At 54.6% G+C, this 13,358-nt stretch carries 16 protein-coding genes and 1 pseudogene; 8 read left to right on the forward strand and 9 right to left on the reverse strand.

Annotated features, from left to right (window positions below):
* Together ACNFH5_RS15465 and ACNFH5_RS15470 are read right to left on the reverse strand one after the other, a co-directional pair.
* Positions 1 to 906, reverse strand: a 906-nt coding sequence (locus tag ACNFH5_RS15465; protein WP_416747342.1) for an AMP-binding protein, incomplete at its 3' end; no start/stop codon positions are given.
* Complete coding sequence (locus ACNFH5_RS15470) at positions 896 to 1,573, reverse strand: thermostable hemolysin (protein WP_416747344.1); 678 nt, start codon at positions 1,571 to 1,573, stop codon at positions 896 to 898. The genes ACNFH5_RS15465 and ACNFH5_RS15470, both read right to left, overlap by 11 nt.
* A 205-nt stretch (positions 1,574 to 1,778) precedes the next feature.
* Here ACNFH5_RS15470 and ACNFH5_RS15475 point away from each other — a divergent pair, with 205 nt between their 5' ends.
* A complete protein-coding gene (locus ACNFH5_RS15475; RefSeq protein ID WP_416747346.1) occupies positions 1,779 to 2,399 on the forward strand; it encodes a tyrosine-type recombinase/integrase in 621 nt (206 codons plus the stop codon).
* Between the two features lie 86 nt (positions 2,400 to 2,485).
* Here the strand turns inward: ACNFH5_RS15475 and ACNFH5_RS15480 are convergent, their stop codons facing one another.
* Positions 2,486 to 2,767, reverse strand: coding sequence for a hypothetical protein (locus ACNFH5_RS15480; protein WP_416747348.1), 282 nt, complete (start codon positions 2,765 to 2,767; stop codon positions 2,486 to 2,488).
* A gap of 106 nt (positions 2,768 to 2,873) precedes the next feature.
* Here ACNFH5_RS15480 and ACNFH5_RS15485 point away from each other — a divergent pair, with 106 nt between their 5' ends.
* A complete protein-coding gene (locus ACNFH5_RS15485; protein ID WP_416747350.1) occupies positions 2,874 to 3,086 on the forward strand; it encodes a hypothetical protein in 213 nt (70 codons plus the stop codon).
* A gap of 430 nt (positions 3,087 to 3,516) precedes the next feature.
* Here ACNFH5_RS15485 and ACNFH5_RS15490 read toward each other — a convergent pair whose 3' ends face one another.
* Entirely contained in the window at positions 3,517 to 3,723 is a 207-nt protein-coding gene (locus ACNFH5_RS15490) for a hypothetical protein (protein WP_416747352.1), read from the reverse strand.
* 517 nt (positions 3,724 to 4,240) lie between these two features.
* Between ACNFH5_RS15490 and ACNFH5_RS15495 the strand changes: the two genes are divergently transcribed.
* Entirely contained in the window at positions 4,241 to 4,618 is a 378-nt protein-coding gene (locus ACNFH5_RS15495; protein ID WP_416747354.1) for a hypothetical protein, read from the forward strand.
* 532 nt (positions 4,619 to 5,150) lie between these two features.
* Here the strand turns inward: ACNFH5_RS15495 and ACNFH5_RS15500 are convergent.
* Together ACNFH5_RS15500 and ACNFH5_RS15505 are read right to left on the reverse strand one after the other, a co-directional pair.
* Entirely contained in the window at positions 5,151 to 6,149 is a 999-nt protein-coding gene (locus ACNFH5_RS15500) for an NAD(P)H-dependent flavin oxidoreductase (protein WP_416747357.1), read from the reverse strand.
* 406 nt (positions 6,150 to 6,555) lie between these two features.
* Positions 6,556 to 7,743, reverse strand: a complete 1,188-nt coding sequence (locus tag ACNFH5_RS15505; RefSeq protein ID WP_416747359.1) for an MFS transporter — start codon at positions 7,741 to 7,743, stop codon at positions 6,556 to 6,558.
* Positions 7,744 to 7,814: 71 nt separating this feature from the next.
* Here ACNFH5_RS15505 and ACNFH5_RS15510 point away from each other — a divergent pair, with 71 nt between their 5' ends.
* Entirely contained in the window at positions 7,815 to 8,318 is a 504-nt protein-coding gene (locus tag ACNFH5_RS15510) for an Lrp/AsnC family transcriptional regulator (RefSeq protein ID WP_416747361.1), read from the forward strand.
* A gap of 152 nt (positions 8,319 to 8,470) precedes the next feature.
* On the opposite strand, the gene ACNFH5_RS15515 is transcribed toward ACNFH5_RS15510, so the two are convergent.
* Both ACNFH5_RS15515 and ACNFH5_RS15520 read right to left on the reverse strand, forming a co-directional pair.
* On the reverse strand, positions 8,471 to 8,917 hold the full coding sequence (locus ACNFH5_RS15515; RefSeq protein ID WP_416747363.1) for a hypothetical protein: 447 nt from the start codon (positions 8,915 to 8,917) through the stop codon (positions 8,471 to 8,473).
* Between the two features lie 236 nt (positions 8,918 to 9,153).
* Positions 9,154 to 9,720, reverse strand: coding sequence for a hypothetical protein (locus ACNFH5_RS15520; RefSeq protein WP_416747365.1), 567 nt, complete (start codon positions 9,718 to 9,720; stop codon positions 9,154 to 9,156).
* Positions 9,721 to 9,893: 173 nt separating this feature from the next.
* Between ACNFH5_RS15520 and ACNFH5_RS15525 the strand changes: the two genes are divergently transcribed.
* Together ACNFH5_RS15525 and ACNFH5_RS15530 are read left to right on the forward strand one after the other, a co-directional pair.
* Positions 9,894 to 10,142, forward strand: coding sequence for a helix-turn-helix domain-containing protein (locus ACNFH5_RS15525; RefSeq protein ID WP_416747367.1), 249 nt, complete (start codon positions 9,894 to 9,896; stop codon positions 10,140 to 10,142).
* A 300-nt stretch (positions 10,143 to 10,442) separates the two neighbouring features.
* A pseudogene (locus tag ACNFH5_RS15530) lies at positions 10,443 to 10,706 on the forward strand (glutaminase); the annotation flags it as partial.
* 803 nt (positions 10,707 to 11,509) lie between these two features.
* On the opposite strand, the gene ACNFH5_RS15535 reads toward ACNFH5_RS15530, so the two are convergent.
* Positions 11,510 to 11,713 carry a hypothetical protein gene (locus ACNFH5_RS15535; RefSeq protein ID WP_416747369.1) on the reverse strand — a complete coding sequence of 68 codons (204 nt, stop codon included), beginning with the start codon at positions 11,711 to 11,713 and terminating at the stop codon, positions 11,510 to 11,512.
* A gap of 810 nt (positions 11,714 to 12,523) precedes the next feature.
* Between ACNFH5_RS15535 and ACNFH5_RS15540 the strand changes: the two genes are divergently transcribed.
* Both ACNFH5_RS15540 and ACNFH5_RS15545 read left to right on the forward strand, forming a co-directional pair.
* Complete coding sequence (locus tag ACNFH5_RS15540) at positions 12,524 to 12,820, forward strand: helix-turn-helix domain-containing protein (protein ID WP_416748072.1); 297 nt, start codon at positions 12,524 to 12,526, stop codon at positions 12,818 to 12,820.
* Positions 12,817 to 13,251, forward strand: coding sequence for a hypothetical protein (locus ACNFH5_RS15545; RefSeq protein ID WP_416747371.1), 435 nt, complete (start codon positions 12,817 to 12,819; stop codon positions 13,249 to 13,251). The genes ACNFH5_RS15540 and ACNFH5_RS15545 overlap by 4 nt, the downstream gene beginning before the upstream one ends.
* Positions 13,252 to 13,358: the final 107 nt, after the last annotated feature.

Genomic DNA, 13,358 nt, shown 5'->3' on the forward strand with positions numbered 1-13,358 from the left:
AACCACGGAGGCGCATTCGGAGAGCCCGTAGCCTTCGAAGACCGGAAGCCCCACTGCTTCGGCGCGCTCCAGCAAGCTGCTCGCGACTTTGGCACCACCTACTGCGACGAAACGCAGGGGGCCGACTTTCATCATGCCTCGCTCGATGGCGGTGACCAGGCCAAGCAGGAGTTGTGGTACCAGAATCAGGCTCTCGGCGCCGCTGAGTGCAATGGTGCCGAGGAAGCGTTTCCAGTCGACCTGACTGGCGCCACCGATACCCATCTGCGCTTGCGGATAGAGCGTGATGCTGGCTCCCGCCAGCAGCGCTGCATAAATACCAAGATTCTCCAGCAAGACGGCCAGCGGAAGTACTGCGAGGTACTTCGTGGGCTCGGTTGGACGGCTCGCTACTTCGAGCTCCTGTGCAACGTACAGCAGTGACGTGGCGCTTAGGCATACGCCCTTGGGCGACCCAGTGCTACCGGAGGTGTAGGTGATCTTGGCAGTGCCTGCCGGTAAGCCGGCGTCGAGTACGGCCGGCCGCTCCCAGAAGCGCTCGCCTGGTGTGAAACCGGCTGCTCGCAGATCTTCTGCGAAGGAGTCGTTGGCAACGGCCAGTGTCGCCTGGGTCTGCATCAAACAATGCAGACGCTGTGCGGCACTGAAAAAGGGCGGGAGGATGACGGACGGGCGCTCAGCGAAGAGGGCGGCCAGATCCCAGAAGAGCGCTTCGGGGCCGTTCTCCAGTGCGAGGGCAAACGGGCCATCGGGTTGCTCTCGCAGCCATGCTTCGCGACGTTCAACTTCAGCCAGAAGCTGCGCATAGGTGACGTTGCTAGTGATTCCGCGTGCAGCCACTTTCGAGGCATGATCCGTGGCATGCGCCTGCAGCACCTCACGAAAGGCGTTCAGTTCATGCGGCATGGCCGGCCTCCTGTAGCAGCATCGGGAAACCCATGCGCTTGTACACACCCGCGCGCTCCAGTTCGTCATGGCCGTAGCCGATGTTTCCTGCGTAGACCAGAGGATGCTGCGCGTAATAGCTGCCCCAGCTGGCCAGCTCGCCGTTCAGGCGACGCGGATCTGCTTCGGCGATCACGGTTGGCTCCAATCCCAATCGGTGGAAGCTGTTGACCAGGGTGGAGGCGCCGGTAAAGGCGACCCACTGCAGGTCGCGCGCAGCCAGCAGCCAGGTCACGGCGGTGATGATCACGCGCGCACTGCCAGCACTCAGGGCGGCAAGGTTGCCTACCTCGACCAACTGCTCACGCCCGACGGCACGGCCTGCAAGCCGCGACACAACACCCTCCAGCGGCTCGTCCAGGTAGTGCTCGAGAAACAGCGACCCGTGACTGGCCGGACGAATGCCAGCGGCTGCGATCAAGCGCCCGTGGCTGTCCTGAAGCCCGATGAGCTCCGGCAGATAGTGGTGGACGTCAGCGTGGTGGATGGACTCGAAACGCTCGTGGATGAAGGTTTCAAGCTCCTCGCGGTCGGAGTCGCCCTCGCGGCGCAAGGTCAGACGGGCTTGTCGCTCGATGACAGAGCCAAAGTGGAATGGAAACAGGCCGCTCCATTCTTGCTGGGTCATGGTGATCCCCCCAGGGGTCGTTCGATGAGGGGAGTATCAGCGGCGAATCTGAAAGTAGTCTGAAGTCGCTGAGAGTCAGCGGCGGTTGAAGCGAAATATCCGACACGCGTGTTTTAAGAGCATCTCCGGCCATAGGGTCTGGTCGTAGAGCCTCTGGAGCTGGGAGCGATGCACCCTATTCCTTCACTCATGTGGAGGACGAATCATGGCCACACCTACAACGAAAGCTCACGAACCTTGGAACAAGGGCAAACTGGTCGGCCAGAAAGCACCACTGAGACTCAGGGACATTTGGGCTATCAGAGTGCGGCTGGAAATCGCAAACAAGGATCGTGATCTGGCGCTGTTCAACCTCGCTATCGACAGCAAGCTACGAGCCTGTGATTTAACGAAGCTGCGCGTCAGAGACATCGCTCACGGTGATCATGTATCGACGCGTGCAATCGTCATGCAACAGAAGACTCAGCGCCCGGTGCAGTTCGAAATCACCGCCCAGACGAGAGCAGCAGTTGAAGCTTGGATCTTTGCCGCTCGCCGTCGCAACGACGATTTCCTTTTTCCCAGCCGTGTTCGACATTCAGCGCACATATCCACGAGGCAGTACGCCCGCATAGTGAAAGCTTGGGTAACTACAATCGGTCTCGACTCCACGCTTTACGGAACCCATACACTTCGTAGAACCAAAGCATCGCTGATCTATCGCAGAACGAAGAACCTGCGGGCAGTTCAACTGCTGCTAGGCCATACGAAACTGGAGAGCACTGTTCGATACCTCGGGATTGAGGTAGACGACGCTCTAGAAATGGCGGAGCAGACGGAGGTTTGACCTATTCGCCACTTTGGCGCCGGGTTTCGAACCGGCGCCTCCGTGAGTCAGCTTCCGCCCCATAGCGGACGTTCAGCCTGCGAAACTCAGCGATCCACTGGCCGTTCTTCTTGAGTCGTGACTACAGCTTGGTCTTCGCCACGAGACAATCGGCGCTGGCGAAAGGCATTCCAGCCAACCCAGAGCAGTCCCACTGCAACCGCCGCATAGGATACGAAGAGGGCAATTTGGTTGAAGGGGGCCAGAATCTGATCCAGGACTTTCGCGGAGACCGTTGTTGAGCCAATCAGCGTCGTGCCGATCAGCCCGACCAGAACGAGAAACACAGGGAAACCATACAGGCATAGGCTTCTCTCAAAACTTCTCATGACGGAGCTATCCTCCCTTGATCGATGCAACTCCGTCCCTGGGAGTTGCGGTTATCCCTGACGTCGAGCAAAACCGACGCCATGAACCTCTCTCGAGACAGATGCCATGCCAGAGCCGCGCCTGCCCGTTGTGCTTTATCGCCTCAACGAGAACATCAATGCCATCGGCGCAGCTGTCGAGGAGTTGGCAATTTGGGTCGAGTTGCAGCATGGGGATAGCGAAACCGCCGCGCTAGTCAAAAGCCATCTTCAGGTGTTGATGCGGAACTCCGACGTAATTGTCGATGCACTGGCAGAGCTCATTACTGAGGAAAATTAGCAGTGCCCACGAGGCCTGCAAAGTTACTCAGAATGGTGCGAGCAGTCATACTGGCCTAGTGCAATTATCGGTAAATTCTTTATGCGCCTGGCAGAAAGGAAGCTGAAGGCGTAAGGCGGCATCCGCAAATGTGGCCTTTGTCCTTGCATAGTTTTTCAGGCCAAGCCGGTCGCAGAAAGCTGGCCAATCTGGACTACATTCGTCATTCGCGTCCCGTGCTACCCGGCTTGCCCCCGAGTCGGGTAGCTTTTTTTACCGACGCATAGCGGACGTTAAGCATGAGAAGCTCAGTGCTCGCCTGGAGAGCTAGCGGAGCTGCTAGTCAACTCCATTAGCACCTTGAGCTGGACAGCCTTTATCGGAACGGTGAGATGTTCTGCGCCGTCAATGATGGCTGTCTGCTTGGGGGGTAGTGTCGGGAGCGCTCGTGCTATTGCTGCGGTTCGCTACTAGGCGGTGTGCGATCAACGGAGCCGAAATACGCCTCGGATGCTGAAGCCAGCAAGCTCTGCAACTCAGCGTGCTCTTCAGCGCTGCGAGGATAGCCGCCGACTCTCCGTATGAAATCCAGCAGGCGTTGTTGTTTTGTTGCCGACGCGACGCTGTGCTCGACGTTTCTGCCTGTCATTTCCAGCACCTCACAATCCTTGGTTGCTTGGCCTCGCCAAGCTCCTGATGGTTTGAGCTGAAGCATTTCTGATTTGGTACATCAGTACATTGTTGTCGGCGACTTTGTGATCCACTTCACAGGTTAGCTTTCTGTACTGGCAATTTGCCATTTTTTACAGCCCGTACCTCGCTGCCAATAAGTACGACGCTCTCGAGAAGTCAGCTAACGGCTTTGATGTCTGCTACTGGCCGGTAATGGACACTGACAATCTCTCAACATGGGGGCTCACAGCAGTTTCATCTATCGTCGAAATCAGATTATCTTTGCTCCCGTCAAACGGATCCCCGCGAAGGATTTCCGTGAGACAGAGCCGCCCCGATGGGCGGCTCTTTCGTTCATGGCGGGCGCTCGCTCTACGCGACTATGCTGAACTGTGGCTTGCGCTGTGAGAGTGTTAGGCATGAAGGCCCAAAAACGACCGCTGTGTTTTTGCTCAAGCCTTCCATTCATCGCACTTACTTTCATATGCCTTCGGACAGCAACCATGAAAGATACTGACCTTCAAACGATCGAACTCGCAACGCTCGCTTTCCTAGAGCTAACGCCCTCCCTCCGCGAACAGATAAAGCTGCTAATCCCTGCGTCGATGCCGCACGAGCAAGCGGGCGAGCTTTTTCGCCATAAGGCTTGGTCTGAGCTTTGCAATGCGGCGAAGCAAGCAGGCATTCAGCCCATGGAATACGCTTCGCGGGTCATTGAGCTGTACCGGGCTGATCTCGCCAAGAACATACGCTTGCGACCTGATCGGGGATTCGACCAGCTTGGTTTGCTAAGCTGCCCCTATGAATTATCTTCGGCGTGGAACGAACTGGGCGAGTGGGGCTGCGCTTGGAGAACGTGCGCTTCCTCAATTGAGAAATAGAAAGGCCGCACAGCGGGGCGAGCGGCCTTACATCAAAGCGATTCCATTCATTTCGATGCGAAGAGGACTGTAACGAGTATCAGCTTCACCTGAAAGTTATTCTCTGTTAAATAAAATTTAAGCCAGCATCGAATTGGTCATTATGCCCCACACATCCTATTGCTCCAGCAGCGATTACGCGCTCGTGCGAATTGACGATGATGGCAGTTTGGCCAAGGAACACACTTTCTACCTCCAAGAAGGATCTCTTTTCCACGCGAGTCAGATTCGGTTGAATGATCCATCGCTCCGCTTCGAAGGTGCGCCTATTGGTCGTACTGTATGGGGAAGCGATGGAGTACTGCGGGTGGTGAGTCAGGCTGGCTCAGTCGGTGATATTTCGGGCGATAAATTCGTAAACAGCTTCGGACAAGAATTCCGCTTGGTAGAAATTATCCTCTAGCGATTTCCGTTTGATGTCTCGGCAAGCAGGTAGAGGCGTTCGGTATCGACGCAACACGCTAGCTTGATTCAGGATCGGTGCGATCTTCGATCATCCGCTGAAGACGATATCCTGAAAGCGCCGCATCGATAGGCAGGCGTCATCCAGTACCGAGTCAAAAATGGCCTCTACGCTTTGCACAGCGTCGGCAAACACGATCGATGGGCCGTAATCGAGCATGCCTTGGCGGCTATCACCTGTTTTGTAGGCCTGGGTGGTAAGCGTGCCCATGACGTGAGGGCGATAGCTTTCGAAATCGCTCGCTCCCGCCGCGTCCAATGCTGCAACAGCCTTGGCGCTGTCGTTGTTCAGGACTCGATGATGTTGCCGCAGCCCGGTCTTCACGATGATGCTTTCCGTGCCGTCGCTCTGAACCAGTCGTTCCTTGTACTGACGGTGAATCCACAGCTCCTCGGCTACCAGCATTCGCGATCCCATCAGGATTGCATCAGCTCCCATCATCAGGGTCGCCGCCAGTTGGCTTCCTGCACCGATCCCACCGCCGATAACCACCGGGATGGAAACCTCTTTCGGTGCATGGGCGGCTTGAACCATGCTGCTGATGCCGTAGGTTCCGGGATGGCCGCCGCAATCGTTGCCAACCACGATCACAGCGTCCACGCCAAGACGCGCGGCTGATCGCGCGTAGCGAACCGCCGGAACCTTGTGCAGAACCTTGATACCTGCTTCTCGCAGCACAGGCAGGACTTCCTCGGGGCTTCCACCTGAAGTCTCGACACAGAGCACTTCTTCTTCAGCAAGAACCCTAATCTGCTGCCGCAAGCGCTCAGCTGCCTTGGCCTGGCCAGAAAGGTAGAGGTTCACCCCGAACCCTTTTCCCGAGGTGAGGCTGCGACACCGACGAAGTTGCTCCCGGAATTCGTCCAGATCCGGGAAGCCGGCAGCAACCACAAATCCCATCCCGCCTGCGTTGACCACAGCCGCGACGTAGTTCGCGTCTGAGACTCTGGGGCCCATGCCGCCGCAAAGAATGGGATGACGGATTCCAAGCATCTCGGTAATGCGAGTTCTGAACAGCTGATTACGCATGGGCACTCCGGTTCGGCGAAGAGCATGGAAGGCAGTGTGAGCCGCCCTGGGAGGGGGCAGTGGTGTTCCACCTATGCTCAGCGTGGTCTGGGTCGGGACTAGTCTTATAGCTGAACGAATGTTCAGCAGTAAAGGCTGTAATGTCCGCCCGTCAAAGGCGCTCTAAAACTTTGCTCAAGCCTGCTGGGGAATCCCCATGGCTTCGCGCCTGTCCAGTACGCCGGATATCAGGGCCAGTGCCAGGCCCCGAGAGACAGGAGCCCGCCGGCCCAATTCGGGGCAACCGGGCCGAAGCCTGCGCTGATCACCCAATCCCCTATCCGGGCTCCGATGGCATTTCCCAGGTCGAAGAGTCCGATGTTCACAGCGGCGGCAACTAGCTCACCACGAGGCAATGCTTGCCTACTTACTGGGCCTGCAACCTGCAGTGCAATTGCCGCGATGTATCGCGCCGCTCGAGCAAGCCAGAAGTAATGGCGAGCACGAGGGCCCCGATGGACAACAGGCCGCCAGCCCAATTTGGAGATGTGAAACCTAGGCCATGGGCAATCACAAAACCACCCGCCCAGGCACCCAATGCATTGCCCAGATTGAACAGACCGATGTTTACCGCTGAGGCAAGAGTCGGAGCACCAGCCGCTTTGGCTTTGTCCATCACCAACTTCTGTATTGGGGACACGGTTGCAAAACCAAATGCAGCCATCAGGAAGATGCACACCACAGATGCCCACTGGCTGCTGGCCAGATAGTGGAAGGCGAACAGCACCGCAGCCTGCGCAAACAGGGTGAAATAGAGCATCGGCATCAAGGCACGGTCGGCATAGCGGCCACCCAGCCAGTTACCTACGAAAAGCCCAAAACCGAATACCATCAACAGCCACGTAACAGCAGCCTTTGAGAAGCCTGCGACTTCAACCATCATTGGCGCGATGTAAGTAATGGAAGTGAAAAACGCCGCAGGCCCAAGAATGGTTATGCCCATTGCCAGCAATACCCTGGCATTACCGAAGGCTGCGAACTCGTGAGCTATGCGTTGTGCCTTTGGCTTTGGGGTAGCCGGAATAAGAGTAATCACACCAATCAGGGTCGCCACGCCAATCAGCGTGATGGCATAGAACGTGGCTTGCCAGGAGAACTGCTGGCTGAGCCAGGTGCCGAGCGGAACCCCAAGTAGGTTGGCGACGGTCAGGCCTGAAAACATGAACGCAATGGCGCTCACACGTTTTTCCTGTGAGACCATTTCAGCGGCCAGTACCGATCCAATTCCGAAGAATGCACCGTGTGTCAGGGATGTAATGAGGCGACCGATTACTGCAACCTCGAACGTCGGCGCCATGGCTGTGACTAGATTGCCAATTACAAACAACACCGACAGAAACGCCAGCATGCTTTTCTTGGAGGTGCGACTACCCAGGATGATGAGTACCGGTGCGCCTACAAAAACACCCAGCGCGTAGCTGGTAGCCAAGTATGCGGCGACGGGAATGGAGACGCCGAAATCAGCTGCGATGGCTGGCAGCAGGCCGGCAATGACGAACTCGGTGGTGCCGATTCCGAAGGCCCCGATAACGAGGGCCCAGAGTGCGATAGGCATGATATTTCCAGTGGCTAAATTCATTTGTCGAGCGCACGATATCCCTAACCCCATTCTGTGATAAACGACAAATGCCTAACAAAACACAAGAAACGAACGCCGTTAAGCAGATCAGGCACCAACCTGCAAAGCTCGATGAAGTAGACCGAAAAATATTAACCCTGCTGGCCCAGGACAGTTCGCGAAGCTATGTAGAGCTTGGCGAGGTACTGCATCTCTCTGCTCCGGCAGTCCACGAGAGAGTAAAACGCCTCAAGCGAGACGGCGTCATCAAGGCCACGGTTGCGAAGATTGACGGCTGCAAGGTGGGACGCACGCTGCTGGCTTTTGTACTGGTCAACACGAAGAACGTGCTTAGCACTAAACGCCTACTGTCGCTTGGCGATCTGCCGGAAATTGAGGAGATGCATACGGTCGCCGGAGACAGTGGAGTGTTGCTGAAGGTGCGAGTCCGTGAAACTGAAGGCTTGGAAGAACTGCTTGGCAAAGTTCAGGACATCGAGGGGGTCGACGGTACGAGGAGCTACATCGTTCTATCGACCTTCGTCGAGCGTGGCCCAGCTCCGGAGCTGTAAACACCACGGTGCACTTCACTCAAGGCAGTTTGTTTGTGAGCCTGATCACGAGTGTCGGCTTCTGGCCGGTTGCAGTCTTCCATCAGGGGCGTCGATCAGCATGCCTAGAACAAAAACTAGGGGTCAAGCCCCTAGTTAGAGCAGCTATGTGATTAGCGTTGTGCGGTTTGCTTCGGAGCAGAGACGCGCATCAGGGTATGAACACGGCCGCACATGTTGAACTGCATGGTATTGGCAGCGGTCACGCTGCCCTCCAGCTCGCCCATCTCGAAGTCTTCGCGACTGCGCTCGATCAGCTGTTTGGGCTTTAGCACCACGTGGCCGCCGATGTTAGAGCCGACGACGGTGTATTTCAGGTACTGGGGTTTACCCACCCACACCAAGTGGTTTTCAACCACTCCGTTGACCGAGCCCGGAATGTTGCCGTCCTGGAGGTCGATGGTGAAGGACTGCAGGCTCATGCGGGACTGCGGGCAGACGAAGTCACCCTTCCAGGTGCCGGCCATGGGCTTTTGACTCATATCTAGGCCGAGCGGGGCGCCTGCGCAGCCAACCAGAGCTGTAAACATTGTGGAGATGATCAGAGCACGTTTCAGCATGGAAAATTCCAAGTAAATATCCTTTCTATTAGGATGTTATAGGGACCGAAAAGCGGAGGGCTGGACATCAGTGCTCGACAGGAGCTGTGATCTATATTTCCTATTTCTGGGGGCCATATTGATGGTTCTCATTGCGCTGATACGAGCCGGTCTTTCTTCTATTTCTTTCCGGGATGTAGGCGAAAGCTGACCACGGGTCGTCGTTACCCAACGAATCATGGTCAAATATCCATTCGCTAGTTATTTTGCCATCCCCCTTTCGAGCTATGGTCTTTTTCGTCTTTTTCAAATAGTTGTTTTACCTTGGTGGTGCTTTCATCAATGCTCCCCTGCGGCCATGATCTGAAGTTGGATATTTTAGATATTACTCTGGCCCCACGGACGAAAAGGAATAGGAAAACGATGAATCCGATCCAGAGGGCACTGGAGTCCTGATCTCTTCTATCTACGAATATTGGCATAAATGGCCACGAAATGGCCCAGATGATTGCGGAGAATAGGAGGCTGCTGAGCGCAGCGGCAACGTAGTTCTTGGCGCTCGTTGGAGTGGAACTAATATCTCCCTGCGCATTCTTTACTGCAATTACTGTTATCGGCTTTTTCTTGCTTTTGGTGATGAACCATATTCTGTGCTGGATGTTATTTCCCTTACCCCTGAAATAATCATACAGCTCAGGGCTTATTGCGATTTTTTTGGCCTCTCTTCCGTTTACCAGTGCTGTGGCTTCTACCGTTCCTAGATTGATTTGCGATTTTTTTTGAATGTTAGTAATGGTGCAGTCGCTATAGAAGAATTTTGGCACTGCTATTTCCTTATGATGAAAGTTTATAGAGGCATGCCATTTCTTTTTGAGCCTTGGCCTCCATCCCTTCCGGCTTCATTGCGTGGCCTGGCTGGGATGATGAAAATATCTGAAAATCAGATATTTGAAAACCAGATATAGGTTGCAGGGCTGACCCTTGAAGGCCGGCACCTATGACGAAAGCGATTTACCGGGAGGAGTACGGAGTGTTCCTCGCTGTCCTGAAGCGGCGCCGCCAAGAGGCTGGCCTCACCCAAGAGGAGTGCTCGCGCGCTCTCGGACGTCCCCAATCATTCATGAGTGACGTTGAAAGAGGGGTGCGTCGTCTGGACATCATCCAGATCCGGGACTTATGCAAAGCCATGGGGTGTGATCTGACTGAGCTGATCATACAATTCGAATCTGAATTGCGCCGGAGCTGACGTTAGAGCACCGAGACGAAGCGTGCTCTTGCGTCTCGAGTTACTGCTGGGGACGGTTCGGCTCTCAAGTCTGAGATTTTCGGGCAGCTCCCAGCAGATGGCTTCGTGATCACTCCGCAGCAGACAGAAGCCAATTCCGTGCCTCTTGGGGGGCATCCTCTTCGCAATTGCAATGCGCATTCGAAGGCGCAGGAAGGGGGCGGCGACTATTAGTCGTCCACTGATAATTCCGTCAGTTAGAGCCTTATCTATCAGCAATGCTGGCCGGCCGCTAATGCCGGGGCATTTGGCTCTGGACCGATAGCAGACCATGGTTCGTCCTGGTTAGCGGTCTATGGCAACGATGGCAGCTATCACTGCGCGGGCGACGCCTTGGTGACGTTTTCGGTGCAGAGCATTTCCAAGGTTTTCAGCCTGGTTCAGGCGATTGGTCACTCCGGAGAATCTATCTGGGAACGGCTTGGTCACGAGCCTTCGGGCCAGCCGTTCAACTCGCTGGTTCAGTTGGAGTTCGAGCGCGGGCGCCCGCGTAATCCCTTCATCTCAGCCTCTTCAGCTCCCATCGAGGCTTTCAACTTGTTGCAAAATCTGGCGAAAACGTCGGCTGGTCCCTAGAAGTGCCGGAAGCCGTAGCTCCCAAATTCGCCGCGTTCCCTCACGAAGCCTGGCCATGAAGCTTAACTCAATGGAAAGTCACACAGTTTTATAAGGTATGCGTCAATTGCTGGGGGGCGGAACAGCTGGATATGATCAGACTGGAACCGGTGTTCAAATGTCTTCGTACGAGACGCGAGCCGGAAATCGCAGTGAGTCAACGTGTACTAAAAGAATTTGGAAGGAAGTGGCTGATCTTGTTACATGAACCATTAATTTTGACAGTAAACATCTAGTGAGTCTCCCATCAAGTTTCGTAGACACTTCTAAACCTCATAATGAGGCCCGTTAGGAGATGCCAAGAGCAGCCGGTGTTACCCCGAATAACCCAAAATCGAAGCGGTCAAACAAGTGACCGAGCGCGGCCTCCCCGTAGCCGTGGTGACAGCGCGGTTATTCAGATCTATTTCTGCGACCTGCAAAATCCCTGACGGCGAGGAGCGACTGAAAAAGCCAATGACCTACTGCGGCAGTACCTCCCGGAGGGAGCGGATCTCTCGAATTACTCGCAGGACGAGTTGGATAAATTCGCTCTGCAGTTGAACGAGCGCCCTAGGACGCTCTGGGCTACTCGACTCCTGCCGAGTATTTTGATCTCGCCGTTACGTCGGCTGGTTGATTCCACAGCCGGAAGCGGTCCTTGGTTCGTCTTTGCTAAACGATCCATGATCAATATCAGATTTTGGATGTGGAAACCCACATGAGTAGTACAGTCATGCTGGGAACGATTGGTCCTGCTGCCCAATCGAATACTCATGTTGTTTTTTCGTCTGTAGGACTAGTTCAGCAGCGGAAATGTCGCCGCGTCGATATTGATCGGCCAGTTCTAGGAATTTCTTGCCAGGCCTGATGCCGGAGAGTCTCGCTGAGGTCATAGCATGCTCTACATTATGATCTCGTTTTACGTTAGTTGTCATTTTATTAGTCGTCCGGCTCACTCGCAATGCGATCAAAAGCTTTTAGATTTTCCTCGCCGTTGTCAGCGTGCATTGAATCGCTTGCTGAAGGCGCAGATGTTCGAACACTCGAAGAAAGGCTCACAAAGAGTTAATTCGTAATTATCACCATTATAGATTTAGTTCTTTCCTCCTCGTGGTGCTGAGATCCAACCTTCAACTCGCATCCATCAGTATCGACTATCCTGCGCCTCAAATTTCCTTAGGTATATGTGCAGGATTCGTTGAGCCCAGACGTACCCAGATCATCATGGTTAGAGTTTTTCTGATATATGTCGGGCTCTTTATGTAAGCCTGACAAAGTTAATGAATTCATTGGATTGTCTCATCGTAATCATCAGTTAGATTTCGCAGACAGGCCTCAAATAGAGGCGATTGCTCTTGTCGGTAGGTGACAACCACATAGCGACTCCCTGATAGCGTGCATGCCACTAGATAACCATATTGGACTCCCAAGCTGATTACGATAGATGTAGCTATCCGGCGCCCGTCTAGGAATCGGCTGTGAACATCGCCATACACAATGCCGACGAGGTAGCCGAACACGATGGCGACGTCGACGAGATACGCGGTAGGTGCCTCGTCCTCTTGCCATTCCTTCAATGCGGAGACGACCTCTGGTGGATAAGGGGTGGGGGACATGGTGGCTAGCTCTCCTGTAACGACCTTGATGGTAGGGGCTTGCAGTGATTAATGCCAAATACTATAGTCATTAAGTGCACATTTTGAGGGGAATAATCAATGGGTCGCGAACGCCCCAACCTGTACCCAATGCTGGAGCGCCTGCTATTGGGGTTCGGCGAGCGGATCCGTCTAGCGCGCCTGAGACGGGACCTTTCCATGGTGGTTGTCGCCGACAACGCGGGAATTTCCCGGGAGACGCTCAACAAAATTGAGCGTGGAGATCCAGGTGTTGCATTGGGGAGCTATGCACGAGTGCTAGAGGTGCTAGGGCTGGCTGAGGGCATTGATCTGTGGGCCCAGGGAGACGACCTCGGGCGGCAGCTGCAGGACGAACGCTTACCAAGGCGAGCGTCTCGTCGTAAATCCGAGGGGGATGAACCATGAGCTTTAGCGTGTTGGAGGAGTTTCGCGATCGCGATGCGGAGATCCGAGGGGCGATTTTCAATAGAGGAGTCAATCGGGCCTGCTATCGAGTTGTCGAAATAGAAGGGTCTCGATGGAGCTTTTTACTCCGAGCAATTGATGATCGCTCTATTATCTGGCGAACCTATCTGGTCAGATCTTTAGTGGATGCAGTTAATCTGGCTACCGACCCCGTATGGAGTCGGCACACTCTTTATGTCCTATTCTGCTCGCACGATGGCGTAGCTACTAAGCAAGAGTGCAAAAAGGTTCTCAATATCTATGAAGCAGTCTTTTCCTCACAGGGCGGCTCGTCGTTTTTGGTCGAGACTGTAGATGGAGAGTTTACCGATGACCCGATTGCGGAGGGTGAAGCTCCAACATCTCGTATGAAGGTTTATTGCAGCGAGTAAGCTCGTTAGCAGGGCGCGGTACGTATGGTTTGCGGGAGGGTAACGGAAGTCGATTGACTAAGTTTTTAGTGTGAATTTTATTTGGTATGGAAGCGTTGCGGATCTAA

This window comes from Pseudomonas sp. NY15435, from assembly GCF_048068295.1.
In the GTDB taxonomy this organism is placed as follows: Bacteria; Pseudomonadota; Gammaproteobacteria; order Pseudomonadales; family Pseudomonadaceae; genus Pseudomonas.